This is a genomic window from Streptomyces sp. NPDC043878 (genome assembly GCF_056435735.1).
In genome coordinates, this window is sequence record NZ_JBWKDW010000006.1 from 199,898 (window position 1) to 225,791 (window position 25,894).

19 protein-coding genes and 1 pseudogene are annotated in these 25,894 nt (G+C 72.1%); 11 read left to right on the top strand and 9 right to left on the bottom strand.

The genetic code is table 11. The features are described from left to right. Window positions 1–928: 928 nt before the first annotated feature. The 3 genes from AC07AZ_RS11330 to AC07AZ_RS11340 all read left to right on the top strand — a co-directional run bounded on the left by AC07AZ_RS11330 (window position 929) and on the right by AC07AZ_RS11340 (window position 7,608). Window positions 929–2,425 carry a serine/threonine-protein kinase gene (locus AC07AZ_RS11330; protein ID WP_478846218.1) on the top strand — a complete coding sequence of 499 codons (1,497 nt, stop codon included), beginning with the start codon at window positions 929–931 and terminating at the stop codon, window positions 2,423–2,425. 251 nt (window positions 2,426–2,676) lie between these two features. Further along, window positions 2,677–3,573 (top strand): glycosyltransferase family 2 protein, encoded by an 897-nt coding sequence (locus AC07AZ_RS11335; protein WP_478846220.1) that lies wholly within the window; start codon window positions 2,677–2,679, stop codon window positions 3,571–3,573. A gap of 714 nt (window positions 3,574–4,287) precedes the next feature. Beyond that, the gene (locus tag AC07AZ_RS11340; protein WP_478846377.1) at window positions 4,288–7,608 is read left to right on the top strand and encodes an AfsR/SARP family transcriptional regulator; all 3,321 of its coding nucleotides are present in this window, start codon (window positions 4,288–4,290) and stop codon (window positions 7,606–7,608) included. 329 nt (window positions 7,609–7,937) lie between these two features. Here AC07AZ_RS11340 and AC07AZ_RS11345 read toward each other — a convergent pair whose 3' ends face one another. Together AC07AZ_RS11345 and AC07AZ_RS11350 are read right to left on the bottom strand one after the other, a co-directional pair. Next, the gene (locus tag AC07AZ_RS11345) at window positions 7,938–9,707 is read right to left on the bottom strand and encodes a bifunctional 3'-5' exonuclease/DNA polymerase (protein ID WP_478846222.1); all 1,770 of its coding nucleotides are present in this window, start codon (window positions 9,705–9,707) and stop codon (window positions 7,938–7,940) included. Window positions 9,708–10,063: 356 nt separating this feature from the next. Next, complete coding sequence (locus tag AC07AZ_RS11350) at window positions 10,064–10,813, bottom strand: Clp protease N-terminal domain-containing protein (protein WP_478846224.1); 750 nt, start codon at window positions 10,811–10,813, stop codon at window positions 10,064–10,066. A 100-nt stretch (window positions 10,814–10,913) separates the two neighbouring features. On the opposite strand from AC07AZ_RS11350, the gene AC07AZ_RS11355 reads away from it, so the two are divergent. After that, entirely contained in the window at window positions 10,914–12,098 is a 1,185-nt protein-coding gene (locus AC07AZ_RS11355) for a DUF2786 domain-containing protein (RefSeq protein ID WP_478846226.1), read from the top strand. Between the two features lie 16 nt (window positions 12,099–12,114). Here the strand turns inward: AC07AZ_RS11355 and AC07AZ_RS11360 are convergent, their stop codons facing one another. Both AC07AZ_RS11360 and AC07AZ_RS11365 read right to left on the bottom strand, forming a co-directional pair. Then, window positions 12,115–12,651, bottom strand: a complete 537-nt coding sequence (locus AC07AZ_RS11360; protein ID WP_478846228.1) for a DUF4232 domain-containing protein — start codon at window positions 12,649–12,651, stop codon at window positions 12,115–12,117. Between the two features lie 492 nt (window positions 12,652–13,143). Further along, window positions 13,144–13,692 carry a hypothetical protein gene (locus AC07AZ_RS11365; protein WP_478846230.1) on the bottom strand — a complete coding sequence of 183 codons (549 nt, stop codon included), beginning with the start codon at window positions 13,690–13,692 and terminating at the stop codon, window positions 13,144–13,146. 435 nt (window positions 13,693–14,127) lie between these two features. Between AC07AZ_RS11365 and AC07AZ_RS11370 the strand changes: the two genes are divergently transcribed. Further along, on the top strand, window positions 14,128–14,406 hold the full coding sequence (locus tag AC07AZ_RS11370) for a DUF397 domain-containing protein (RefSeq protein ID WP_478846232.1): 279 nt from the start codon (window positions 14,128–14,130) through the stop codon (window positions 14,404–14,406). A gap of 93 nt (window positions 14,407–14,499) precedes the next feature. Here the strand turns inward: AC07AZ_RS11370 and AC07AZ_RS11375 are convergent, their stop codons facing one another. Continuing rightward, window positions 14,500–14,982, bottom strand: coding sequence for an ATP-binding protein (locus AC07AZ_RS11375; RefSeq protein ID WP_478846234.1), 483 nt, complete (start codon window positions 14,980–14,982; stop codon window positions 14,500–14,502). 363 nt (window positions 14,983–15,345) lie between these two features. On the opposite strand from AC07AZ_RS11375, the gene AC07AZ_RS11380 reads away from it, so the two are divergent. From AC07AZ_RS11380 to AC07AZ_RS11395, 4 genes and pseudogenes are all read left to right on the top strand, one after another. Next, the gene (locus tag AC07AZ_RS11380) at window positions 15,346–16,170 is read left to right on the top strand and encodes a helix-turn-helix domain-containing protein (RefSeq protein WP_478846379.1); all 825 of its coding nucleotides are present in this window, start codon (window positions 15,346–15,348) and stop codon (window positions 16,168–16,170) included. A gap of 119 nt (window positions 16,171–16,289) precedes the next feature. Then, complete coding sequence (locus AC07AZ_RS11385) at window positions 16,290–17,750, top strand: aldehyde dehydrogenase family protein (RefSeq protein WP_478846236.1); 1,461 nt, start codon at window positions 16,290–16,292, stop codon at window positions 17,748–17,750. 141 nt (window positions 17,751–17,891) lie between these two features. After that, the gene (locus tag AC07AZ_RS11390; RefSeq protein ID WP_478846238.1) at window positions 17,892–18,431 is read left to right on the top strand and encodes a DinB family protein; all 540 of its coding nucleotides are present in this window, start codon (window positions 17,892–17,894) and stop codon (window positions 18,429–18,431) included. Window positions 18,432–18,455: 24 nt separating this feature from the next. Beyond that, window positions 18,456–18,572, top strand: a pseudogene (locus tag AC07AZ_RS11395) (PadR family transcriptional regulator); the annotation flags it as partial. 152 nt (window positions 18,573–18,724) lie between these two features. Here the strand turns inward: AC07AZ_RS11395 and gad are convergent. Then, window positions 18,725–20,137 (bottom strand): glutamate decarboxylase, encoded by a 1,413-nt coding sequence (gad, locus tag AC07AZ_RS11400; RefSeq protein WP_478846240.1) that lies wholly within the window; start codon window positions 20,135–20,137, stop codon window positions 18,725–18,727. 176 nt (window positions 20,138–20,313) lie between these two features. Next, window positions 20,314–21,597 carry an ion channel protein gene (locus AC07AZ_RS11405; RefSeq protein WP_478846242.1) on the bottom strand — a complete coding sequence of 428 codons (1,284 nt, stop codon included), beginning with the start codon at window positions 21,595–21,597 and terminating at the stop codon, window positions 20,314–20,316. A gap of 110 nt (window positions 21,598–21,707) precedes the next feature. Between AC07AZ_RS11405 and AC07AZ_RS11410 the strand changes: the two genes are divergently transcribed. Beyond that, window positions 21,708–22,472, top strand: a complete 765-nt coding sequence (locus tag AC07AZ_RS11410) for a MerR family transcriptional regulator (protein ID WP_478846244.1) — start codon at window positions 21,708–21,710, stop codon at window positions 22,470–22,472. Between the two features lie 34 nt (window positions 22,473–22,506). Here AC07AZ_RS11410 and AC07AZ_RS11415 read toward each other — a convergent pair whose 3' ends face one another. Beyond that, window positions 22,507–22,872 (bottom strand): YbjQ family protein, encoded by a 366-nt coding sequence (locus AC07AZ_RS11415; protein WP_127178696.1) that lies wholly within the window; start codon window positions 22,870–22,872, stop codon window positions 22,507–22,509. Between the two features lie 140 nt (window positions 22,873–23,012). Here AC07AZ_RS11415 and AC07AZ_RS11420 point away from each other — a divergent pair, with 140 nt between their 5' ends. After that, on the top strand, window positions 23,013–24,095 hold the full coding sequence (locus AC07AZ_RS11420; protein ID WP_478846247.1) for a DedA family protein: 1,083 nt from the start codon (window positions 23,013–23,015) through the stop codon (window positions 24,093–24,095). 43 nt (window positions 24,096–24,138) lie between these two features. On the opposite strand, the gene AC07AZ_RS11425 is transcribed toward AC07AZ_RS11420, so the two are convergent. After that, the gene (locus AC07AZ_RS11425; RefSeq protein WP_478846249.1) at window positions 24,139–25,827 is read right to left on the bottom strand and encodes a threonine/serine exporter family protein; all 1,689 of its coding nucleotides are present in this window, start codon (window positions 25,825–25,827) and stop codon (window positions 24,139–24,141) included. Window positions 25,828–25,894: the final 67 nt, after the last annotated feature.

Sequence of the window (25,894 nt, forward strand, 5' to 3'; positions counted from 1 at the left end):
GGTGTCCGGTGTCCGGTGTCCGGTGTCCGGTGTCGCCAACCTCTTATTGTATCCCACCCCATGGGACAAAATGGCCAACTTGCCGCGTATCGAGCCCAGTTCGCCGCCATAGCTCGCGGCCACCGCCAGATCGAACTCCGTGTCCTTGGCTTGGTCCCAAGGGAGGACGGGCAGCCCCGCCTGAGCCAACAACTCGGGCACTCCGGCAAGGAAAGGAGATGAACCCGTGCAGGTGGCGAACATCTGCACACGGACATCGCTGTGGAAAAGCGGAAGCACGTCCAGCAGGCGAGTCGCGGACGTCACGTTGTGCACGATGAACAGGACGCGACGACAGCCCACGCGTGTGACCCACCGTTCCGCGTCCTCGCCCACCGGTACTCGCAACCGCGCCGTCCCACCTGTCACTCCGGCTTGTTCCCCTGACCTGATCGATTCTTTTCTTTCTGTCGTCCCACTGGATGCTAACTGGGTCCACGCTGCGGAAACCGGGAGGTGGGAAACCCGGTTGGCCCTGGTCTCGTAATACGTAGGTCTCGGGGTCGATCCCGAAGGCGGCTCCGTGGAAGCCTCAGGACTCACTCGCCGTGACCTGGGGCTTTTGCTCTTGTGCGGGCGGGCCGGCCACGACTTCACCGGTGATCGCGTCGTTGATCCCATTGATCGCGCTGATTCCCCTGATTCCGCTGATTCCGCGAAGGCTCGGCGGGGAGCCGGCAGGGGGTCGTCAACGACACGTCGAGGCGCGGGAGTTGGCCGCGTATGGCGTCGATGTGCTCCGCTATGCTCAGCTCCGTTCGAACGGGTGTCGGTCGGTAAGCGCACCGACCGTCGATGAGGGATCGTGAGAGAGCGCGTGAGATCCGAGGATGGCGATCACCAGGCCGCGACGCGTTCGGGGTGGGGCTCTGAACGCGGTGCGGGGCGCTTGATCGCCGGCCGGTATCTGCTGCACGACGTCCTCGGGCGAGGCGGCATGGGTACGGTCTGGCGCGCTCACGACCAGTTGCTCGACCGTCCGGTCGCCGCCAAGGAGCTGCACATCCTCACCGACGGTGACACCGAGCACCGTATACGCGTGCGCCGCGCCGTTCGGGAGGCTCGTGCCGTCGCGCGGGTGCCGCACCCCCACGTGGTCGGCGTCCACGACCTGGTCGAGTCCGAGGACCGGCTGTGGATCGTCATGGAGCTCGTCGAGGGGCCCTCGCTGGCTCATCGGATCGCCGAGACGGGACCGCTCACACCGCAGCACACCGCCGCCCTCGGTCTGCAACTGCTCGACGCGCTGGAGGCCGTGCACGCGGCCGGCACCCTGCACCGCGACGTGAAGCCCGCCAACGTCCTCGTGCGGCCCGGCGGCAACGTTGTCCTCACCGACTTCGGCATCGCGGCCCTGGACGACGGCGAGTTCCTGACGACCACCGGTGAACTGGTCGGCTCCCTGGAGTACATGGCGCCCGAGCGGGTCATGGGCTCGGAGGCCGGTCCGCCCTCCGACCTGTGGTCGCTGGGCGCGTCCCTCGTCACGGTGTGCACCGGACGGTCCCCGTTCCGCAGGCCGAGTGCGCCCGCGACCCTGCACGCGGTGGCGTACGAGGAACCCGCCCTGTCGGAGCGGCTGGGGCCGCTGCTGCCGGTCGTCGAGGCGCTGCTGCGCAAGTCGCCGGACGACCGCCCCTCGACGCCCGCCGCACGGGAGGCGCTCCGGCGCGTCGCGGCGGGGGACCCGGACCCCGGGCAGTTGCTCCCGTCGGAGACCCTGCGCGTGTCAGGGGCGGCGTCGCCGTGGGCCGACGCGGACACGGTGACCAGAGGCCAGGAGGGCGTCGTCCGGCCCGGACACGCGGTGCCGACGGCACGGCACACCACCTCGCTCCGGTCCGCGCCCCCGCAGCCGTCCCGCTCCGCCGGGCCGAAGCGGCTGGTATGGGCCCTGGCCGGTACGGCGGTGCTGGCGGCGGGCGTCGTCGGCGGGCTCTTCCTCACCGGGACGCTGCCGCTCGACGACACCCCGAAGACGACGACCACCGGTCAGGTCGTCCAGGCGGCGACCGGATGGCAGCCGGTGAGGGGAGTGTCCGTCCGGCGCGGAGACCGGGTCACCGTCCGGTTCGTGTCCGGACAGTGGACGGCCGACTACCGGAACATGCCCGTGACCGGGCCCGCCGGGTACGACGCGCAGACCAACAAACGACTCGACGGAGCCCAGGACTGCAAGATCAGGGCCGCCTCCCCGTTCGGGGCCCTGCTGGCACGTCTCAAGGGTGAGCAGGACTTCCCGGTCCACGCCGTCGGACGCGAGGTCACGTTCCAGGCGGCCGGCAACGGCATCCTGCAACTGGGGATGAACGACGTCGCCGGGTCCTGTTCGCAGGACAACAGGGGCACGCTCACCGTGCGGGTGAGTGTGACGCGGCAAGGGTGAGTGTGACGCGGCAAGAGTGAGTGTGACGCGGCAAGGGTGAGTGTGACGCGACAGGGCTGAACGTGACGCGGCAAGGGTGAGACGTGTGCCTGATCGCCCCCGGTCGGGAACCACCGACACCGCCGACAGCCCCGACACCGAGGCCACAAGCGACGCACCCGTTCGCCCCAAGATTCCGCGTACTTGAGAAGTCCTTACCGTGAACGGCTAGCATCCCGGTCGCAGTTGTCGGCCGGGATGAGGTGAGGGACATGGGGGCGTTGCCGAGGATCGCCGTCGCCGTCGTGACCATGGGGAACCGGCCGGGTGCCGTGGAGGCGCTGCTGGAGTCCGTGGCGAAGCAGGACCACGCGCCCGCGCGCATCGTGATCGTCGGAAACGGTTGCCGGCTGCCCGAGTTCACGCACGGGCTCGCCCTTCCGGGTGAGGTCGCCACGATCGACCTGGAGGAGAACCTCGGCTGTCCCGGCGGGCGGAACGTGGCGCTGGCGCGACTGCGGGAGTTCGGCGACGTGGACGTCGTCGTGGAACTCGACGACGACGGACTGCTCGTCGAGGCCGATGTCCTGCGCCGCGTGGGGGAGTTGTTCGCCGCCGAGCCGCGACTGGGAATCGTCGGGTTCCGTATCGCCGACGAGAACGGGGAGACCCAGCGGCGGCACGTGCCCCGGGTCGGTTCCTCCGACCCCCTGCGCGGCGGACACGTCACCGGCTTCCTCGGCGGCGGGCACGCCCTGCGCATGACGATGCTCGGCGAGATCGGCGACTGGCCCGCCGAGTTCTTCTTCGCCCACGAGGAGATCGACCTCGCCTGGCGGGCCGTGGACGCCGACTGGTCGATCCGCTACGCGCCCGAACTGCTGCTCCAGCACCCGAAGACCTCGCCCGCCCGGCACGCGATCTACTACCGGGTCAACGCCCGGAACCGGGTGTGGCTGGTCAGGCGCCGGCTGCCGCTGCTCCTGGTGCCCGTCCACCTCGGCGTGTGGACGCTGATCACCCTGCTGCGGGTGCGGTCGGCGGCCGGTCTGCGCGCCTGGTTCGGCGGATTCGCGGAAGGCGTACGGGAGTCTGCCGGTGAGCGGCGGCCCATGCGCTGGCGGACGGTCTGGCGGCTCACCCGGCTGGGACGGCCGCCCGTCATCTGAGACCGCTGTCGTCCGACACGCCTGTGGTCCGACACTGCGGGTGGTCCGCTACGGCCTGTGGTCTGCCGCCGTCTGTTGTCGGACCGGGCCTGTGGTCGGACACGGCGCGTGGTTCGATACGGCTTGTGGTCTGCGGCCGTCTGCCGTCTGCCGTCCGACCCGGCCCGTTGTCCGCAGCCGTCTGCCGTCCGACCCGGCCTGTGGTCCGCAGCCCTCTGTCGTCCGGCACGACCTCTCGTCCGCCGCCGTCCGTTGTTCAACCGCTCGTCGTCCCTGACCAGACGGTGAACGACAGGACGAGGGACCCGGTCGGTCACCTCGGCCGACCGGGACCCTCTTCGTGTCCCCCGGAACCGGCCGCGACGGCGACACTCCCCCGAGTTGCGCGTCCTACGCGCGCGCCGTCGGGCCAGATCCGATGATGTGATCACATCAGGCCGCGCCAACGAATCGCTAACATGTGGCCAACGGTTCTACTTTTCGGCGTCCGCCGATTGGCGGGAAGCCGTTGTCAGCTGAGGCTCGACGGCCTGTGTGCGGGGGATTTCCGGCCGGGGGCGCCGTGGGCAGGTTGGCGGGAAAACGCCCCGCAGAGGCGGGAACCCGCCAGACATGCCGCGACGTCGGGACATCAGAGACGCGGAAACGGCGGAAGGCCACCGCGGAGTGCGGGCGCGGCCGATCGAGGCGCGGGGGAGGGCAGTGGACGGCGTGATGCGGTGCGAGCTGCGGTTCGGACTGCTGGGAACGCCGGTGCTGTACGACGTTCACGGCGGCCCCGGTGGAACCGGCGGCGAGGTCAGGAGTGTCACCAGTCCCAAGGTGCGGGCGCTGCTCGCGGCCCTGTTGCTGGATGCCGGCCGGGCCGTCTCCGTCGACTCCCTCAAGGACGCGCTCTGGGCCGGCGCACCGCCCCCGTCCGCGCGGGCCTCGCTGCACAATCACGTGACCCGGCTGCGTCGGCTGCTCGACGAGCCCGAGCGGCTGCGTGCCGTGCCGCCCGGCTATCAACTGAGGGTCGAGCCCGGCGAACTGGACGTCCACGTCTTCGACCGGCATGTCGCCGCGGCCCGAGGCGCGCACGCCGCCCGGAACTGGGCGCGGGTCATCCACGAGTGCGCGGCCGCGCTCGCACTGTGGCGGGGCACCCCGCTGAGCGGGCTGCCGTCCGAGTTCGCCGGGTACGCCTTCGTGGAGCGCCTGAAGGAGGCGCGCCTGCTCGTCCTCGAATGGCGCTACGACGCCGAACTGGCCGTCACCGCTACGCGCGTCACGAGTCCGGCCCGCCTCGCCACCCTCGTACCGGAGTTGGCGGCGCTGGCAGCCGAGCATCCGCTCCGGGAGGCGTACCACCGGCAGTTGATGCTGGCCCTGCACCGCACAGGTCGGCAGGCCGAGGCCCTGGCCGTCCACCGCGACCTGCGCACCCGCCTCGTCGAGGAACTCGGCATCGAGCCGGGGCCGACGGTGCGGCAGGCCCATGTGGAGGTGCTGCGGGACATCGCCTACGCGGTCTCCGACCCCGCGGACCCCGCGGACCCTGCGGATGCCAGGGGCGCCATGGACGCCACGGGCGCCGTAGACGCCGTGGATGCCACGGCCGCCGTGGACTCCACCGGCGCGGCAGGCATCGGCGAGCCCGTGGACCCCGGCGACGACACCCGCCCCGCCAGCCCCGCCCACACCGCCAACATCCCCGGCACCGCCAGCACCACCGAGTCCGTCGACACCACCGGCATCACCGAACCCGTCGACACCACCGAATCCGATGACAGCGCCCCCAGGACCGACGGCCCGAGCACGCCCGCCACCCCCACCGAAGCCCCCGTCCCCGCCCCCGTCCCCGCCCCTCTCCCCCCACCCCGTCCCGCCCAACTTCCTCCGCCGATCGGGTGCTTCACAGGGCGGGCCGTCGTCCTCGACGGTCTGCGTCGCGTGCTGGCTTCAGGCGGCGGGCATTTGGCCGTGGCTGTCATCAGCGGGATGGCCGGTGTCGGCAAGAGCGCCCTCGCCCTGCACGTGGCGCACGGCCTGCGGGAACGTTTTTCCGACGGTCAGCTCTACGTCAACCTGCACGGCGCCACCCCGGGCATGGCTCCGCTCACGCCTCTCCAGGCGCTCACCGCGTTGCTGCGCGACCTCGGCACCGAGCCCCGCCGTATCCCCGAGCACCCCGACGCGGCGGCCGCCCTGCTGCGGTCGCTGCTCGCACCGACCCGGACGCTGATGGTGCTGGACGACGCCGCGCACGCCGCCCAGGTACGGCCGCTGCTGCCGGCCGGCGAGGACTGCGCGGTGATCGTCACCAGCCGCTCGCCGCTGACCGCGCTGGACGGGGCACGCCGTTTTCCGCTCGCCCCGCTGAGCGGTGAGGACAGCGCGGCACTGCTGCGGGCGGTCTCCGGCCGGGACGCCCTCGGCGCGGACCATCCGCTCGTCGCGCTCACCGGCCGCCTGCCCCTGGCCCTGCGCGTGGTCGCCGCCCGGCTGGCCGCCCGCCGCGCCCTCACCCCGGACGCGCTGGCCGGTCAACTGGCCGCCGCCGAGAGCCGGTTGTCGCACCTGGAGTACGACGACCTCAGTGTCCGCCGCTCCCTCGCCGTCGCCCATGACGCGCTCGCCGCCTCGGACCGCCGGGCCGACCGGGACGCGGCCCTCGCCCTGCGCCACATCGGCGGTGTCGACCTCCCGGCGTACGGCGCGCCCCTCCTGGCCCGGCTGGCCGGCACCGACGAGGCCCGCGCCGAGGCCGCCCTGGACCGGCTCGTCGACGTGGCACTGCTGGAGGAGACGTCGTACGGCCGTTACGCACCCCACGACCTGGTCCGCGACTTCGCCCGCGAGGTGGCCGGCACCGCACCCGACGGCGACCCGGCCGACGGCGACATCCCGAGTGCCCGCTCGGTCACCGCGGCCCTCAGCTGGTACGCGGCCGTCGCCGAGCGCACCCTCACCGCGATCGTCGAACCCGGACTCGACCAGGACGACCGCCGCAGGCCCACCTCGGCCCAACTGCCCGAACACGCGGTGCACGTCGCCGCCGCCCGGCCCTTCGCCGGCCCGGCGGAGGCCTTCGGCTGGGGAGACCTGGAGCTGGAGAACGTCGTGGCGCTGGTGGAGGGGCACGTCGAGGACCCCGACGACCGTACGGCGGCGCGCGTCTCCGCCCTGCTGCGCCTCGTCCTGCCGTACGTCCAGCGCAGTGGCCGCGTCGCCGAGATGGAGGTGCTCGGCCGGGCCGCCCTGAAGGTGGCGCGGCGGCTCGGTGACGAGGCGGCCGAGGCGTACGCGCTGGGCGACCTCGCGGGCGTGCACTTCCTGACCGGCCGGCAGGGCGAGGCCCTCACCCTCAACGACGGGGCCCTCGCGATCTGGCGGCGGCGCGGCGCGGTCTCCCGGATGCGCCGGTGCCTCAACAACCGCGGACTGCTGCTCGAAGGCCTCGGCCGGTACGCCGAGTCGGAGCGGGCGCTGCGGCAGAGCCTGGAGTTCTCCCGGCAACTGGACGACCCGCACGGCGAGGCCGTGACCTACAGCCACCTCGGCAACCTGTACGAGCACACCGACCCGCGGGCCGCCATCGAACAGCACCGGCGCTCCCTCGCCCTCGGCGACGAGATCGGCAACGTCATCGTGCGGCACTCCGCGCACTGCAACATCGGCTACGCCCATCTCCGTCTCGGTGAACCCGCCGCCGCGCTGCCCCACTTCGAGGAGAGCCTGCGCATCCTCGGCGGCCACGGTGACTGGCACGGCGAGTCCCAGACCCGGCTCGGCCTGGTGCGCGCGCTGCGGCAGCTCGGCCGACCGTCCCGGGCCGGCCGCGAGTGCGCGGAACTGCTGCGTCGGGCCGACGACCGCGCCGACCGCTACATGGGCGGTCTCGGCCGCCACCAGTACGGCCTGCTGCTGCGGGAGTCGGGGCGCGCCGAGGAGGCGTACGAGGAGTGGCGGTCGGCTCTCGACGCGCTGGACGGGACGGACGAGAAGGCGGTCGTGGCGGAGCTGCGGGACCTGCTGACCGACCGCGACTGACGCGGCGCCGACGGCGGCCGGCCCTTCGGCGCTCATGACTGCCCTGGCACCGACGGCGGCCGGCTCCTCGGCGCTCAGGACTGACGCGGCGCTGACCGGGGCAGACCCTCGGCGCTCACGATTGCCCCGGCGCCGACGGCGGCCGGCTCCTCGGCGCTCAGGACTGACGCGGCGCTGACCGGGGCAGACCCTCGGCGCTCACGATTGCTCCGGCGCCGAGCGTGGCCGGCCCCTCGTCGCTCACAACGGTCCCCGCACCGGCCGCCGTCGGCATTCCGCTCCGGCCGCGACTGCCCCCGCCGCCCGGGTCGGCCGGCCCCCGGCGTTGCTCACTTGGCGTCCGCATAGCACCCCACCACCGCCGTGGTGAACGGGAACCGCACCGGTGTCTCGCCGAACGTCAGGCGTCCGGCGAGGTCCGCCGCCTGCTGGATCGCGGCCACAACCGTCGCGGCCTCCTCCTCGGGGCAGTGCACGATCACCTCGTCGTGCTGGAAGAACACCAGTTCGGCGGCCATCGTCGCGCAGGACTGGCGGAGCGCGGCGAGCAGCAGCAGCGTCCAGTCGGCGGCGCTGCCCTGGACGACGAAGTTGCGGGCGAACCGGCCCCTCGCCCGGGCGTTGCCGGAGGCGTACCCCGGGGTCCAGTCCGGCCCGCCGGGCGCCCCGCCGGACGGTTCGTCGGCCTGGCCGCCCGACCGCCCTCCGAACGGTCCGCCGGGCCGCCCACCGGGCTGCCCCTCCGTCTCGTCCTCGGTGAGGGGGATGCCCGCCTCCTCCGCCGGGTCCTCGCCCGCTCCGGCCGCCGGCGGGCAGGTCCGCCCGAGCCAGGTCCGCACGAGCCGCCCCTCCTCGCCCGCGCGGGCGGCGTCGTCTACGTAGGCCACCGCCTTGGGGAAGCGGCGGCGGAGGGCGGCGAGGTTCTTGAGGCCGTCGCCGGAGGTCTGGCCGTACACCGCGCCGAGCACTGCGAGCTTGGCCTGGGCGCGGTCGCCGGAGAACGCGCGGTCGGAGACGGACTGGTAGAGGTCGCTCGCCCGCCCGGCCACCTCCATCAGACCGGGGTCGCGGGAGATGGCGGCCAGTACCCGGGGCTCCATCTGGTCGGCGTCGGCGACGACGAGCCGCCAGCCGGGGTCGGCGACGACGGCACGCCGGATCACCTTGGGGATCTGCAGGGCGCCTCCGCCGTTGGTGACCCAGCGCCCGGTGACGGTGCCGCCGGCGAGGAACTCGGGCCGGAACCGGCCGTCCCGCACCCAGTCCTGGAGCCAGGACCAACCGTGGGCGACCCAGATGCGGTAGAGCTTCTTGTACTCGACCAGAGGCTTCACCGCAGGGTGGTCCAGGGATTCGATCTCCCAGCGCCGCGTCGACTTGATCCTGATCCCGGCCCGAGCGAACGCCTTGATGACGTCGGCGGGCAGATCGGGCCGGACCCGGCGGCCGAAGGCGGCGGACACCTCGTCGGCGAGCTCGGCCAGGCGGCGGGGCTCACCCCCGCCGGCGTACCGCTCGCCGAGCAGTTCGTGCAGCAGCCGGCGATGCACCTCGGCGCTCCACGGCAGCCCGGACCGGTTCATCTCGGCGGCGACCAGCATCCCGGCCGACTCGGCCGCCGTCAGCAGCCGCATGCGCTCCGGATGGGCGGCCCGATCATGCCGGCGCTGCTGCTCGGCGTACACCTCGGCGAGGTCGGCCAGGGGCACGTGCACGGTCTGCGGCTCGAAGAGCGGGGACTGCGAGCCGGGTTCGGCGGCCCGCTGCGGCGGATCGGGCGGTACCGGGCCGCGGCGCAGCCGGGCCAGGGCGGCCGCGGCCGACCGGGGTTCGCCCGACCGGCCCTCGTGGCCGAGGAGCAGCGTCTCGGCGTCCTCGATGTCGTAGCACCGCTCCACTCGCACCCCCGCGGCGAGCAGGCGCGGATAGACCTCGGGCGTCGAACGCCACACCCAGCGGGTGACCTCCGGCCGCCCGCGCACGGCGGCGGCGAGGTCCGCCTCCCGCAGCACGGGGCCCGCGGGCAGCCCGTCCGGACCGAGGGGGGCGATCTCCGCGCCACCGTCCTCGGCCGGAGCGAGCACCCACCGGTCGGCCATGCTGCGAGTCTGCCAGCCACCTCTGACAACGCCCCCGCTCCCGCTCACCGGAGGCGGGTACGAGCCGGGCGCACCCCGGGCACCGGCCGGGCGCACCCCAGCACCGGCCGGGCGCACCCCGGCACACGTCCGTACGGCCGGGTACACCCCAGGGGAACCAGCCGGGCACACCCCGGGGAACCGGCCGTACGGACGCCCCGGCGTCAGCCCCTCGCGGCGGCCGTGCCCGGCGGCAACCCGACGCCCCATCCTCCAGCCCTGGCGGCCCTGGCGGCCCTGCCGACCCCGCTCGGCCCCCCGAGCCCCCAGCCCCCAGCCCCAGCCCTCGAGCCCTGGCCCCAGCCCCTCGCTCCTGCTCAGTCCTGCTCGGTCTCGGTTCCGGGCTCGCCCCCCACGACGAAGGCGCTGAGTGCCCTGGCGATGTGCTGCTCCGCCGTCGCCTTGGTGAGGCCGAGGCCCGACAGAACCCCCTGGCCGTGCTCGAACTCCAGCAGGGCGAGCAGGATGTGCTCGGTGCCGACGTAGTTGTGGCCGAGGCGCAGGGCCTCGCGGAAGGTGAGCTCCAGGACCTTCTTGGCGTCGGAGCCGTAGGGGACGAGTTCCGGGACCTCGTCCGCGGCGGGCGGCAGCGCCGCGGTGGCGGCCTGGCGGACGGAGTCCAGGAGTACGCCGTGCGCGGTGATCGCCTTGGCGGCCAGGCCCTCCGGCTCGGCCAGCAGACCGAGCACCAGGTGCTCGGGGCGGCCCTCGGCGTTGCGGGCGGCGACGGACTCGTTGTGGGCGGCCATCACCACCGCGCGGGCGCGCGGGGTGTACCGGCCGAAGCCCTGGTTGGGGTCGAGGCCCGTCGACTCCTTCGGCACGAACCGCTTCTGCGCGGCCTGCCGGGTCACCCCCATGCTCTTCCCGATCTCGGTCCAGGACGCGCCGGAGCGGCGCGCCTGGTCCACGAAGTGACCGATCAGGTGGTCGGCCACGTCACCGAGGTGTTCCGCGGCGATGACCGCGTCCTCAAGCTGGTCGAGGGCGTCGGGGTGAACGTTCTTGATGGCCGCGATGAGGTCGTCGAGGCGTACGGAGGACGTGATGGTCGGCTTCGTCGTCATGTGTCAACCGTAGGTTGACAGGTGGGGGGTGTCAACCCTCGGTTGACGTCGACCGTCGCCGCCCTCCGGGGCCGCGACGCGCGGGTGAGACGATCGCCGGGTGAGTACGACCAGCACCGTCGAGCGCGCTTTCCGGGCCGCCCTCTACGCCGACACCGACACGTCCCTCGACACGGGCGCCTCGCTGCTCGCCTCCGACCCCGGCGCGGACGCCGAACTCACCCGGCGCGGTGAGGAGTTCGTGGCGACGGCCTGGCGGCGCGGCTGGCAGCCCGCCGACCTCGTACGGATCGTCCGGCGCGAACTGGACGACGTCCACGTGCGCCTGGTCGCGTCACTGATCCTCGCCGAGTCGTCGCCGGACCAGCCGCCCAAGCAGTCCGCGCGACACCGCCCCCGGAGCCCCCGCTGGGCCACCCAGCTCGCCGAACTCGCCGAACTCGTCCGGCCCGACCAGCATGGGCAGCGCACCCCCCGGCCCGACCGCTTCACGCACGCCACCACTGTCCTGGAGCTGTACCGCCTGCTGCTGGGCCTGCCCACGCTGGAGCCCCTGGAGCCCCAGGAGCCCTCGGAGCCCCTTCGGTCGGCGGGGGCGCGGCGTGAGCGGCGGCCCGAGTCGCGCATGCTCTCCCGCATCCGCGCGCTGCTCGCCAAGGCGGAGGCGACCGGCTACCCGGAGGAGGCGGAGGCGCTCAGTGCGAAGGCGCAGGAACTGATGGCCCGGCACAGCGTCGACGAGGCGCTGCTCGCCGCCGGGGCGCCGGCCGGGGACGTGCCCGGGGCCTGCCGTATCGGGGTCGAGCCGCCGTACGAGCAGGCCAAGGCGGTGCTGCTGGACGCGGTCGCCACCGCGAACCACTGCCGCGCGGTGTGGAACGAGAGCCTCGGTTTCTCCACCGTCGTCGGCTTCGACACCGACCTGGAGGTGGTCGAACTCCTCTACACCTCGCTGCTCGTGCAGGCGGAGACCGCGATGACGAGGGCGGAGGCCGCCCAGCGCGCGGGCGGCCGCAAGCGGACCAAGACCTTCCGGCAGTCCTTCCTGGCGGCCTACGCCCACCGCGTCGGCAGTCGGCTCGCCGCGGCCGCCGAGACCCAGGTGACCCAGGACCTGCTGCCGGTCCTGGCCACCCGGGACCTGGCGGTCGGCGACCGCCTCGACCACCTCTTCCCGCGTACGACCACGACCCGCCTGCGCGGTGTCAGCGACGAGGCCGGCTGGACGGAGGGCGCCGAAGCGGCCGACCGGGCCCAGGTCGGAGCCCGGCGGCCGCTCCGGTGAGCCGGCCCCGGCCGGCCTAGTCGCCGGCCGGCTGGAACGCGCTCACCGACGCGTCCGGCTCGCCCTTGGCGGCCTTCAGCGCGACCTCGCCGTACGACCACGCGAAGCTGTGGGTGGCCTTGCCGCCCGGCAGGGCGAACGTCGCCGTCTTCACGGCGAGGCTCTTGTCGCCACCGGCCTCGCCGCGCACGTAGGTGAGCGTGAAGGACGCCGCGGTGTCCTTCGCGAGGGTCAGCTGCTGGGCCTTGGCGGCCCGGTCGGGCGCGACGGCGGCCGAGGTGCCGCCCGCGTGGAGGCTGACGGTGGGCAGCCCGTTCAGGGTGCACGCGGCGCCGTGGTTGGTGATCGTGACGGGCACGTTGCCGGTGTCTCCGGCGGCGGGGGCGGCGCTGGCGGGGCCGACCTGCACCGCGACCCCGTCGATCGTGCAGGCCGTGCCGTCCTGGCCTGCGGGCTTGCTGTCCTGGCTGGTGGCCGAGTCGCCGCCGCTGTCGCAGGCGGTCAGAAGCAGAGCCGCGGCCAGAGCGGTGACGGCGATGGGCAAGGCGCGCATGTGGGGTCCTCTGGGGGCGGGACGGGGGACGTCGGTACGTCGGTGACGGCGTGCGTGTCACCACGTACGCGATGTCGGTGATCGTCCACGCGGGTTCACCGCGCGGGCGAAGCACATGATCGCGTACGTGGATCACCCGCACGCGCAGCAGATCATCGCGCGCACGGCCACCGCGCACAAAACGTGGGGATCGGTTCGTGCATGGATCATCACGCACGAACCCGCACATCGGTTGCGGAACCCGGGCCGCCCCGCACCCTCCCGCCGTGCCCCGCTCCGGAACGCCCCACCGCGCGCCGTCCCGCGCCCCGCCGCCCTACTACGCGTCTACGACCGCGACGACTACGCGACTGCGCCTACCACCACAACGCGGCTGCGACCACAACGCGACCGCGACCGCGACCACTACGCGACCGCGCCTACGGCCGCGACGCGCCTGCGACCACTACGCGACCGCGACCACTACGCGCCCACAACGCGACCGCGACGCGCCTACGACCCCAGGCTGGCCGTGGGCAGCCCCGACGGCAGCGTTCCGCCTACCGTCCTGGTGAACGTCTCCGAGCCGATGCCCTGCTGCCAGGTGACCTTCAGCGTCGACTTGCCGACTGAGTCGACCATCCCGACCGCCCGGTCCTTGCTGCCGTCCGTGCACTTGAGGCGGATCATCTGCATGCCCGCCTCCTCCTTCGCGGTGCCGCTGCACACGCTCCCGCCGGTCGTGAAGACGCCGGCCTGCGTGCCGTTGACCACCAGGGCCACGGCCTTGCCGTCGGTCGTCGCGAGCCAGCTGCCCGCGAGCTTTCCGGCGGCCGCCGAGGACGACGAGGACGACGGGCCGCCGGACGTGCCGCCCGTGTCCGCGCTCGCCGAGGCGCTGGGGTCGCCGGAGGAGGTGTCGTCGGAGCCGCCGTTCCCGCCGCCGCAGGCCGTCAGGGCCAGCGAGCCCGCCAGCGCCACGGCCCCCGCCGCGATCCGCAGCCGCCGCCGCCGTGAGACCGTTGCCGTGCCGGGAGTGGTCTCCGTGGTCGCCGTAGTCACTGGAAGCTCCCAAGCTGTAGCCGGTCGAGGACGCCCGCAGTGGTCGGGCCTGCGGTCGCGTCGGCCCGGTTGGCCGAAACGGTCGCAGCACGCTACCAGGCCGGTCCGGTGGGCGGTCCGGCGGGACGACGCGCGGGAACCGGCCGGGAGGGCGGGAACCGGCCGTCCGGAGAGCCTTCACCGGACGATCACGCGGGGGTTGGAACAGTAAGGCCCTGGTATGCGTCTGTCTCTAGTACACGAAGAATTCGGTGAGTTCCGAGGCGGACACCGGAACGGCTCCGGTGGTGCGGCCGGCCGAGCTGTAACCACGGGAACACCCGGCGTGCACGTGCATCTGCCCATGCATCTGCACTGTGAACAGAGCTATGATCCGGAACAGTTGACCACTGCATCAATGGCCACATCAGCCAGTGCACCACCGGGGAGCGACCTGTGGACCACGACGTTGACGGCGTTTACGGGGGGTACGACGTGTTCCACGCGCACAACGGCATGGCGGCCACACATCTGGACGGGGTGGCCTGGCAGAAGAGTCGGCACAGCAACTCGCAGGGTTCCTGCGTGGAGTTCGCCCGGCTGCCCGGCGGGGACGTGGCCGTGCGCAACTCGCGCTTTCCCGACGGTCCCGCGCTCGTCTACACGCGCGCCGAGATCGAGGCGATGCTCCTGGGCATCAAGGACGGCGAGTTCGACCACCTGATCGCGGGCTGACCCGGGCTCCGACCCGGGTGTGACCGAAGCCGATCGACGCGTCGCGCTGCGTAACGCGCGTAGAACCGCGGCGTCAGAAGGCGCCGCGGTTCCTCATTCCGCGATCTTTGTCTGGAGCCGGAACAGCGCCCAGACGACCTTGCCGCCCAGCGTGCCGGCCAGCGGGTGCCAGCCCCAGCTGTCCGCGAACGAGTCCACGAGGAACAGGCCGCGGCCCGACTCCGCCGAGAAGTCGTCCGCCTCGCGTGCGATCGGGCTGTAGTGGCTGGGGTCGCGCACCGCGCACACCAGTCGCTCCGTCCAGCGCATGAGGTGCAGGCGGACGGGCGGGTTCTGCTCCGGTATGCGCGGGGTGTTGGCGGGCAGCGCGTGCCGCAGGGCGTTGGTGACCAGTTCGGAGACCACGAGACAGACGTCGTCGAAGCGGTCGCTCATGTCCCACTGGTCGAGCGTTCTGCGGGTGAACTGCCGTGCCTCGCGCACCGCTTCGTAGCGGGCGGGCAGAGCACACGAGGCGGCGCTGGACACAGCTGCGGGATCCAGTGGCGGAAGGCCCTGCCGTAACGGCTCGAGCATGGTCGATCCATTCATCCCCATGCGAGGCACTCCCGGGGTTCGCGGTCGTTGCGATGCAGCGGTTGCGCGAGACCATGGTTTCGGATGCGTACAGCAGATGCAAGGGCAGATGCACGTGCACGCGACCGAATTGAGCCCTCCCGTACCGCTTGTTGGCCATTTTTTCCGCCATATTCGCAGCCAGCGACCGTCACTTCTTCGCCGTTCCTGTCCCGGTCGTGCGCGGAATCCTTGACTTATTTCCATCTCTGTAATCGGACGAGTACTGCTCGGAGTGTTTTAGTGGCAGACTTCGGCCTCTGAAGACGGTTGGGGAGGCTGGCGAACGTGAGCGCGGGAGAGCCCGGATCGGTGGTGCGGCGGATGCTGCTCGGCTCGCAACTCAGGCGGCTGCGCGAGGCGCGCGGGATCACGCGTGAGGCGGCGGGGTACTCGATCCGCGCCTCGGAGTCCAAGATCAGCCGGATGGAGCTGGGCCGGGTGAGCTTCAAGACACGGGACGTCGAGGACCTGTTGACGCTGTACGGCATCACGGACGAGGCGGAGCGGCTGTCGCTCCTGTCCCTGGCCAAGGAGGCCAACGTCGCGGGCTGGTGGCACAGTTACTCGGACGTCCTGCCCAGCTGGTTCCCCACCTACGTGGGCCTGGAGGGCGCCGCCTCCCTCATCCGCGCCTACGAGGTGCAGTTCGTGCACGGCCTGCTGCAGACCGAGGCGTACGCGCGCGCGGTCGTGCGGCGCGGCATGAAGGGCGCGAGCGAGGCGGACGTGCAACGGCGCGTGGCACTGCGCCTGGAGCGGCAGAAGTACCTGCTCTCCGACGGCGGTCCCGAGTTCCACGTCATCCTGGACGAGGCCGCCCTGCGCCGGCCCTACGGCGACCGCGAGGTGATGCGCGGCCAGCTCCAGCACCTGATCGAGATCTCCGCGCGGCCCAACGTGCGGCTGCAGGTCATGCCGTTCAGCTTCGGCGGTCACTCCGGCGAGTCCGGCGCGTTCACGCTCCTCAGCTTCCCGGAGTCCGACCTCTCGGACGTCGTGTACCTGGAGCAGCTCACCAGCGCGCTGTACCTGGACAAGCAGGAGGACGTGGCCCAGTACGAGAAGGCGCTCAAGGAGCTCCAGCAGGACAGCCCGGGGCCGGACGAGAGCCGGGACCTGCTGCGGGGCCTGATCCAGCTCTCCTGAGGGTTTTCCCCCGGACCTGCCGGACCGGCCCCAAGTGGCCGCCAACTCCCCTGAAACACACGTACGATGACGTGTGATCAGATCGTGACGTCGGTCGTATCAGGGGATTGAGGGATCACATGTCGTCGTACTTCACCGACTTGGCTCAGCAGTACATCGACGGCGAGTGGCGCCCGGGCACGGGTTCCTGGGACATCATCGACTTCAACCCGTACGACGGCGAGAAGCTGGCGTCGATCACCATAGCCACGGTGGACGAGGTCGACGACGCGTACCAGGCGGCCGCCCGCGCCCAGAAGCAGTGGGCCGCGACCAACGCCTACGCGCGCCGCGCGGTCTTCGAGAAGGCCCTGAGGGTGATCGAGGAGCACGAGTCCGAGATCTCCGACGCGATCGTCGCCGAACTCGGCGGCACCCGCCTCAAGGCGGCCTTCGAACTGCACCTCGCCAAGGAGTTCCTGCGCGAGGCGGTCCACCTGGCGCTGCGGCCCGAGGGCCGGATCATCCCCTCGCCGATCGACGGCAAGGAGAACCGCGTCTACCGCGTCCCGGTCGGCGTCGTCGGGGTGATCAGCCCCTTCAACTTCCCCTTCCTGCTGTCGATCAAGTCCGTCGCGCCGGCGCTGGCCCTCGGCAACGGCGTGGTGCTCAAGCCCCACCAGAACACCCCGATCGTCGGCGGCTCCCTGGTCGCGAAGATCTTCGAGGAGGCCGGCCTGCCCGGCGGTCTGCTCAACGTCGTCATCACCGACATCGCCGAGATCGGCGACGCCTTCCTGGAGCACCCCCTCGCGAAGGTCATCTCCTTCACCGGCTCCGACAAGGTCGGCCGGCACGTCGCCACCGTCTGCGCCTCGCAGTTCAAGCGCTCCGTCCTCGAACTCGGCGGCAACAGCGCCCTGGTGGTGCTGGAGGACGCCGACATCGACTACGCCGTGGACGCGGCCGTCTTCAGCCGGTACGTCCACCAGGGCCAGGTCTGCATGGCCGCGAACCGTGTCCTGGTCGACCGTGCGGTCGAGGAGGAGTTCACCGAGAAGTTCGTCGCCAAGGTCAGGACCCTCAAGGTCGGCGACCCGCGGGACCCCGAGACCGTCATCGGCCCGCTGATCAACTCCTCGCAGGCGGACGCCGTTTCGGCCGCCGTCGAGCAGGCGATCGCCGACGGTGCCACCGCGCTGCTGCACGGCTCGACCACGGACAACCTGGTCGCGCCGTCCGTGCTGACCGGCCTGCCCGCCGACTCCGCGCTGCTGCGGCAGGAGCTCTTCGGCCCGGTCGCCTTCCTCATCCCGTTCGACGGCGAGGAGGAGGCCGTGCGCCTCGTCAACGACAGCCCCTACGGGCTGAGCGGCGCCGTCCACACCGCCGACATCGAGCGGGGCGTGAACTTCGCCAAGCAGATCGAGACGGGCATGTTCCACGTCAACGACGGCACCGTCCACGACGAGCCGATCGTGCCCTTCGGCGGTGAGAAGAGCTCCGGCATCGGCCGCCTGAACGGGGAGACCATGCTGGACGCGTTCACCACGCTCAAGTGGATCTCGGTGCAGCACGGGCGCAGCGCCTTCCCGTTCTGATCTTCTCCCTCCTGTGTACCGATGGGGGACCGATGTGCGACCGGTGCGGGCCCTTGCGGACAGCAGCTGACCGCAAGGGCCCGTAGCGTTGACGGTGTGGGAGGGTGCGGCTCTCCCGGACCCGGCGAAAGGCGGCAGGTCATGGTCACTCACGTACGCGCGGAAGCCCCGGGCGACGAGCGTGGAGCGCTGCTCTCGTTCCTGGCCGAGGAGCGGGGCGGTGTCCGCAGGGCGCTGCTCGGGCTGACGGCGGAGCAGGCCGCGTCCCGCCCCAGCGCGAGCGAGCTGTCCCTCGGCGGGCTGCTCAAGCATGTCGTCGAGACCGAACAGGGCTGGGTTGCGCGGGCCAGGGGCGAGGCGCCGGCGGTGAAGCGGGACGAGTCGAACTGGCACGAGTGCTTCGTGCTCATGGACGGCGAGAGCGTCGAGCAGCAACTCGCGTACGGGGAGCGGGTGGCCGCCGAGACGGAGGCGTACGTCCGTTCGGTCCCCAGCCTCGACGACACCTTCCCGCTGCCCGACGCGCCCTGGTTCCCGCCGGACGAGGCCGTCTCGGTGCGCTGGCTGATGCTGCACCTGATCCGCGAGACGGCCCGGCACGCCGGCCACGCCGACATCATCCGGGAGTCCCTGGACGGCAGGACCGCCTTCGAGCTGGTGTCACGGGAGCAGGCCGGCTGAGCCGCGGCCCATAGCCCGGGCCGCATGTCAGCGATCCGCCTGCTCGTGCTCGGCGCGGTTCGTCAGCGCGGGCGCGCCCACGGCTACCAGGTGCGCGACGACCTGGAGTACTGGGGCGCGCACGAGTGGTCCCACGTCCGGACCCGCCCTTCCGGCGTGGCGCCCGGACCCGCCGTGACGGCGTGGCGCCCGGACCCGCCGTGACGGCGTGGCGTCCGGACCCGCCGTGACGGCGTGGCGTCCGGACCCGCCGTGACGGCGTGGCGTACCGGCCCCCGACCTTCCGGCGGCGCTCAGTGATGGAACCCGGTCGCCGCCGCCTTGTCCCGTGTCGCGGGATGCGGCTGGCGGCGCAGTTCCGGAAGCAGCCGGCCCAGGTCCTCCACGAACAGCTCCGCCAGGTCGCTGGAGAAGCCGTTGCGGCACACGACCCGCAGGACGGACAGGTCCTCCCGGTTCGGCGGGAAGGTGTACGCGGGCACCAGCCAGCCGTGCTCGCGCAGCCGCCGGGAGACGTCGAACACGTCGTACGCCTCCACGCCCGGCGCCGTCGTGAAGGCGAAGACGGGCAGTTGGTCGCCCCGGGTCAGCAGCCGGAAGTCGCCGAGCGCCTCCACCTGGTCGGCGACGCCGCGGGCCACGTCACGCGTGGCCTGCTGCACGGCCCGGAACCCCTCCCGGCCCAGCCGCAGGAACGTGTAGTACTGCGCGACCACCTGGGCGCCGGGGCGCGAGAAGTTCAGTGCGAACGTCGGCATGTCACCGCCCAGGTAGTTGACGCGGAACACCAGCTCCTCGGGCAGCGACTCCCTGTCCCGCCACAGCGCCCAGCCGACACCCGGGTAGACCAGCCCGTACTTGTGCCCCGAGGTGTTGATCGACGCCACGCGCGGGAGCCGGAAGTCCCAGACCAGGTCCTCGTCGAGGAACGGGGCGACCATCGCGCCGGACGCGCCGTCGACGTGCACGGGGACGTCGAGGCCCGTCCTCTCCTGCAACCGGTCGAGCGCGGCGCACAGGTCCGCGATCGGCTCGTAGGAACCGTCGAAGGTCGAGCCGAGGATGCCGACCACCCCGATGGTGTTCTCGTCGCACAGCGCGGCCGCCGCCTCCGGGTCGAGGTTGTACCGGTCGCCCTCCATGGGCACCTGGCGCGCCTCGACCTCCCAGAAGTTGCAGAACTTGTCCCAGCAGACCTGGACGTTGACGCCCATGACGAGGTTCGGGCGGGTGTCCCGGCCGGGGTAGCGGTCGGCGTTGCGCTGCGCCCACCTGCGTTTGAGCGCCAGCCCGGCGAGCATGCACGCCTCGCTCGACCCGGTTGTCGAACAGCCCACGGCGGTCCCCGGATCGGGCGCGTTCCACAGGTCCGCGAGCATCGCCACACAGCGCCGCTCCAGCTCGGCGGTGCGCGGGTACTCGTCCTTGTCGATCATGTTCTTGTCCCGGCACTCACCCATCAGGACCCCGGCCTGCGGTTCCATCCAGGTGGTGACGAAGGTGGCGAGGTTGAGGCGCGAGTTGCCGTCCAGCATCAGCTCGTCGTGCACCAGCTGATAGGCCGTCGCGGGCGGCAGGGGCGTGGCCGGGAGCCGGTGCCGGGGCGGTGCCTCGGTCATGCCGCTGACCGGATTCGCGTCGCCGTAGAAGGGGTTGACGGAGATCGGGCGCTCGTCGGGCTTCTCGGGCCCCTGGTGAAGCGGCATGAAGTGACTCCTCACAGGATGGGACGGGATCGAACGAGATCGAAAGGGATCGGACGGCGGGACGGCTGGGTCGGACGGCGGACGGCTGGGTCGGCGGGACGAGTGGATCGGCGGGACGGCTGGTCGGACGGCGGTTGACGGGGACCGGGGGAGGTCGCGCGCGGCACGGGTGGGGGTCAGCGGACCGGGGTTCCGTCCGCGCGGAGCTGCATCTGCGGCCGGCCGGTGACCAGCAGCCAGGCGGGCAGCGAGGCGATGCAGAGCAGGGCGAGGATCGTCGGGGAGGCCACCAGGACGGCGGCCGTGAACAGACTCAGCCAGCCCTGCCGGGTGATGGCGAGCAGCATGCCCAGCACGCCCGTCGCGACGCCGACCGCCGGATGCACCGCGGGCACCAGGGCGTGGGCGCCCAGGCCGAACGCCACCCCGACGAACACGGCAGGGAAGATCCGCCCGCCCCGGAAGCCGCAGGACGCGGCGACGAGCAGCGCCGCCAGCTTCACCACCGACATGGTGGCGAACTGCCCGGCCGACCAGCCGTCGGGATCGCGCGCCAGCTCCGCGATCTCGTCCAGCCCCTTGAACAGCGTCAGATGACCGCCCAGGGCCCCCAGGAGCCCCAGTACGAGTCCGCCGGCCGGGAGCGCCACCATGGGGTGCCGGAGGCGGGAGAACGCGCGGTGGACGGAGGGGAAGGCGTACACGGCGCACATGCCGAGCACCGCCGCCAGGGACGAGATCACCAGCGCCGCCAGCAGATCGCTCCAGCCGGGCGTGCCGAACGGGGGCAGACGCAGGTCGAAGGACGGCTCGGCGACCAGACTGGTCGTCATGGCGCCCGCCGCGGCCGCGGCCAGCGGTGCGAAGACGTTGTCCCACAGCGCTCCTCCGACCTGTCGGACGGCCAGCGCCTCGGAGAGCACCAGGGCGGCCGCCACCGGCGTGCCGAACAGCGAACCGATCGTGGCCGCCTCCGCCAGCATCACCCACAGCGGCCCCGGCATCCGGGGAACCAGCCGATGCCCCAGCCAGAAGGCGAGTGCGACGTTCACCGCGATGATCGGGTTCTCCGGGCCGAGGCTCGGCCCGCCCGCGAGCATCAGCACGGTCGCCAGCGCCAGTCCCGGCAGCACGCCCGGCGGCAGGACGGGGGCGGCGAGGCCGGTGGTGGCCGGGTCGGGCCCGGCGTGGCCAGGGACCCTCCAGACCACCAGCCCGACCGCCACGCCCGTGGCCGTGAGCACGACGAACATCCAGAAGACGGAGTACCGGCCGATGTCCAGCGCGTCCGGCAGATACGCCCAGAGCACGTGCTGCAACTGCTCGCCGAGCGCGCTCACCGCGAGGAGCGACAGACTCGCGCCCACGCCCACCAGGAGCGCGGGCAGGAGCATCGCCAGCAGCATCCTTGCCGGGGCAGCCGGTGCGGCGGGTGACTGCTGCGCGGTGTCCTGGGCCACGCGCCCACCATAGACGGGCAAAACGGACGCAACAGCTTGAGGGCGGGCGCGCTTGCACCTCACGTGACGTGAGGCGGCAGCGTGGGGGGCGTACCGAGAAGGGAGCGGAAGTGAGCTACTCCGTGGGACAGGTGGCCGGATTCGCCGGAGTCACGGTGCGCACCCTGCACCACTACGACGCCATCGGCCTGCTCGCCCCGGGCGGGCGCAGCCGTGCGGGCCACCGGCGCTACAGCGACGCCGACCTCGACCGGCTGCAGCGCATCCTGTTCTACCGGGAGCTCGGCTTCCCGCTCGAGGAGGTCGCCGCGCTGCTCGACGACCCGGACGCGGACCCGCGCGCGCACCTGCGCCGGCAGCACGAACTGCTGACCGCCCGGATCGAGCGACTGCGCAGCATGGCGGCGGCCGTGGAGCAGGCGATGGAGGCACGCAGGATGGGCATCAACCTCACGCCCGAGGAACGGTTCGAGGTCTTCGGGGACAAGGACCCCGGCCGGTACGCCGAGGAGGCCGAACAACGCTGGGGCGGCACGGACATGTACGCCGAGTCGCAGCGCCGCGCGGCCCGCTACACCAAGGACGACTGGAAACGCATGCACGCCGAGGTCGAGGACTGGAGCGCCCGCTACGACGCCCTGATGGCCGCCGGTGAGCCGCCGGCCGGCGAGGCCGCCATGGACCTGGCGGAGGAGCACCGGCAGCACATCCGCACATGGTTCTACGAGTGCTCGTACGACTTCCACCAGGACCTCGCCGGGATGTACGTCTCCGACGAGCGCTTCAAGGCGTTCTACGACTCCGTGCGGCCGGGCCTCGCCGAGCACCTCAGGGCGGCGATCACGGCGAACGCGGCTCGCGCCACGCGCGCGTAGCCGGCGCCCGGGCACCTGTCCCGGCCCGGGGGCCTCACTCCCGGGCCAGGACCACCGCCGTGCCGTACGCGCACACCTCGGTGCCCAGGTCGGCCGCCTCGGTCACGTCGAACCGGAACATCAGCACGGCGTTCGCCCCGCGCGCGCGGGCCTGCTCGACGAGCCGTTCCATGGCCTGGTTGCGGGTCTGCACGAGCGTCTTGGTGAGGCCCTTGAGCTCACCGCCGACCATCGACTTCAGGCCCGCGCCGATCTGGCTGCCGAGGTGCCGGGAGCGCACGGTGAGTCCGAAGACCTCGCCGATGACCTCCTGCACGCGGTGGCCGGGTACGTCGTTCGTGGTCACGACCAGGACGTCGGGCCGAGGGCCCTGACCGCCGCCGTATTCTTCGATGCCCATGGTGCACAGCCTTGTCCCTGCGGGCTCACAGCGCATCCCGGAGACACCCGTGGAACCTGGGGCGGACACACCGCGTTGATAGCTTTGACGCAGCCGCAACCGCGCCGAACCTCCCTCCACCCCCTCAGGAGCCCGGAACCGTGACGACGTTTGCCCTCGGACCGAGCTGGCTGGACCCCAACACCCTGCTGGACAACTTCGGCATCTGGGGTCTGCTCCTCATCGTCTTCGCGGAGTCGGGCCTGCTCATCGGGTTCTTCCTGCCCGGTGACTCGCTCCTGTTCACCTGCGGTCTGCTGATCACGTCGAAGCAGCTGGACTTCCCGCTGTGGGCGGCGATCGCCCTCATCTGCGTCGCCGCGATCCTCGGCGACCAGGCGGGCTACATGTTCGGCAGGAAGGTCGGCCCCTCGCTGTTCAACCGGCCGGACTCGCGCCTCTTCAAGCAGGAGAACGTCGTCAAGGCGCACGAGTTCTTCGAGAAGTACGGCCCGAAGTCCCTGGTGCTGGCCCGCTTCGTGCCGATCGTGCGCACGTTCACGCCGATCATCGCCGGCGTCAGCGGCATGAGGTACCGCTCGTTCCTCGTCTTCAACGTCATCGGCGGCGTCCTGTGGGGTGCGGGCGTCACCCTGCTCGGCTCCTGGCTCGGCAAGATCGACTTCGTGAACAAGAACATCGAGGCGATCCTGATCCTGATCGTGCTGGTCTCGGTGATCCCGATCGCCATCGAGTACCTGCGCGCGCGCTCCAAGAACAAGAAGAACCCGTCCCAGCCCGCCGCTCCCGCCCAGCAGCCCGACCGGTCCGACGGCCACGACCGGTCCGCCTGGCAGCAGCCGGCGATGGACGACGCGACGACCCAGCTGCGCCGCGTCCCGTCCACCGACCAGCACCAGCAGCAGTACGGCGACCAGGGCGACCAGGGCCGGCAGCAGTACGGCTACGACCAGTACTACGGCCAGGCGCCCCAGCAGCAGCCCGCCCCGCAGCAGTACCCCCAGGGCTACGGCCGGCAGCCGTACGGCTCGCAGCAGAACCCGAACCAGAACCAGCAGCCGTACGGCTCGCAGCAGACCCCGAACCAGCAGCCGTACGGCTCCCAGCAGAACCCGGACCAGAACCACAACCAGCAGCCGTACGGCTCGCACGAGAACCCGGACCCGAACCCGAACCAGCAGCCGTACGGCTCCCAGCAGTACCCGCACAACGGGGGCTACTGACCGGCCCCCCAACCCCCACCGTGTGGGCGCCGGCGTCCGCCGGTCAGAAGCCGCGCGTCCGCTTCGCGGCCCGCCGGCCACCGGCGGAGCCGCCCGGCACCCGCAGGAACAACCGCGAGATCTCCGACCCGAGATTCACCCCGATGGCGATGGCCATCGCCAGGGCGGCCGCCTTGGTGAGCGACACCAGGCCCTTGTCGACCTCGTTCTGCGCGATCGCCAGCAGCCCGAAGTACGTGGCCGACCCCGGCAGCAGGGGCCCGATCGCCGCGGTCGTGTAAGGCAGCGCGGACGCGAACCGGTAGCGGGACAGCAACTGCCCGAACAGTCCGACCAGCCCCGCCGCGACGGCCGTGGAGGCGACCGGTGAGATGCCGCCGGTGTAGTGCATCGCGCCGTACACCGACCAGGCGACGCCCCCGTTCAGCGTCACCGCCAGCACCGTGGACCGCTCCTGCTGCAACAGCACGGCGAAGGTCAGCGACAGCAGCATCGACGCGCCGATCTGCCACAGCGGCCGGTCGGCGCTGCCCAGGGCCGCGTCGGGGTTGAGATGGGCGCCCAGCTGCACCCCGACGTACAGCATCATCAGCACCCCGGTGACGATGCCGACGAAGAAGTACATGACCTCCAGCAGCCGCGCCGCCGCGGTGATGTAGAAGCCGGTCAGCCCGTCCTGCACGCCCGCCACCAGGGCCCGCCCGGGCAGCAGCGCGAACAGCCCACCGGTGACCACCGCGGACGCCTTCACGTCGACGTGCGCCAGTGTCAGCGCGATGCCGATCGCGGCCGGCGGCATCGCGGCCACCGTGAACTGGTAGAACTCCGGCAGTCCGCGCCCCGCGCTGAGCCAGGCCAGGCGGTCGCCGAGCATCGCGCCGAGCGCGGCCGCGACGAACACGACCAGGTCACCGCCGACGAGCACGGAGGCCGCGCCCGCCAGCAGCCCGCTCGCCGCGGTCAGCACCCAGGTGGGGTACGGATGCCGGTTGCGGCGGATCTCCGCGAGCCGCCGGTAGGACTCCTCCAGGGAGGTCTGGGTCTCCGGGTCGCTGAGGTCGTCCACCAGCTGGAAGACGGCCGCGAGCCGGGTGTAGTCGGTGGCCCGGCGGCGCACGGTCCGCGACGCCGTCACCGGGTCGTCCACCAGGGACGGCTGGTACGAGATCGACAGCAGGGTGAAGGTGACGGTCGGCTCGCAGCGGTCGAGGCCGTAGGAGCGGCAGACCGCGAACATCGCCGCCTCGACGTCCTCCGCGCCCTCGCCGCCCGCCAGCAGCAGCTCGCCGATGCGCAGCGTCAGGTCCAGCACGCGCGGGACGGCCGGGCCCTCCTCCTCCGCCTTCTGCACCAACTCCGGCGCGGGCCGCTCGGTCACCGGCATCCGCAGCATCGTGCGCATCCGGTCCTGCCAGGGCACGTCCTTGGTCAGACTGACCACGGGCACACCGCCCGCCGGGGTGAACGCGGGCGGGGCCTGCCGGGAGCTGTAGGTGCGCGGCCGGCTGAAAGCCGACCCCTCGGAGTCGCCGCCGGGGGAGTGCGGGACGTCGAGACCGTCGGGGACGGCGAACTCCGACGTCGTCTCCGACTCCGTGCCGGGCCTGGCCACGGCGAGCCCCCGCGGGAGCGCGAACTCGGACGTCGTCTGCGACTCGCCGTCCGCTCCGGAAGCGGCGAAACCGCCCCTGGCCTCGTCCGACCGCGGCTTCCGGTCCTGAGCCTCCGTCACTCCGTAACTCCTAGTACGACACCCTTTGCGGCCTCACCAGTATGCGCACGGACACGCCGACGGGCCG

Coding starts and splice junctions, on each gene's coding strand:
- AC07AZ_RS11335 (WP_478846220.1), top strand. CDS start 2,677: ATGGGGGCGTTGCCGAGGATCGCCGTCGCCGTCGTGACCATGGGGAAC.
- AC07AZ_RS11340 (WP_478846377.1), top strand. CDS start 4,288: ATGCGGTGCGAGCTGCGGTTCGGACTGCTGGGAACGCCGGTGCTGTAC.
- AC07AZ_RS11345 (WP_478846222.1), bottom strand. CDS start 9,707: ATGGCCGACCGGTGGGTGCTCGCTCCGGCCGAGGACGGTGGCGCGGAG.
- AC07AZ_RS11350 (WP_478846224.1), bottom strand. CDS start 10,813: ATGACGACGAAGCCGACCATCACGTCCTCCGTACGCCTCGACGACCTC.
- AC07AZ_RS11360 (WP_478846228.1), bottom strand. CDS start 12,651: ATGCGCGCCTTGCCCATCGCCGTCACCGCTCTGGCCGCGGCTCTGCTT.
- AC07AZ_RS11375 (WP_478846234.1), bottom strand. CDS start 14,982: ATGCTCGAGCCGTTACGGCAGGGCCTTCCGCCACTGGATCCCGCAGCT.
- AC07AZ_RS11380 (WP_478846379.1), top strand. CDS start 15,346: ATGCTGCTCGGCTCGCAACTCAGGCGGCTGCGCGAGGCGCGCGGGATC.
- AC07AZ_RS11385 (WP_478846236.1), top strand. CDS start 16,290: ATGTCGTCGTACTTCACCGACTTGGCTCAGCAGTACATCGACGGCGAG.
- AC07AZ_RS11390 (WP_478846238.1), top strand. CDS start 17,892: ATGGTCACTCACGTACGCGCGGAAGCCCCGGGCGACGAGCGTGGAGCG.
- gad (WP_478846240.1), bottom strand. CDS start 20,137: ATGCCGCTTCACCAGGGGCCCGAGAAGCCCGACGAGCGCCCGATCTCC.
- AC07AZ_RS11415 (WP_127178696.1), bottom strand. CDS start 22,872: ATGGGCATCGAAGAATACGGCGGCGGTCAGGGCCCTCGGCCCGACGTC.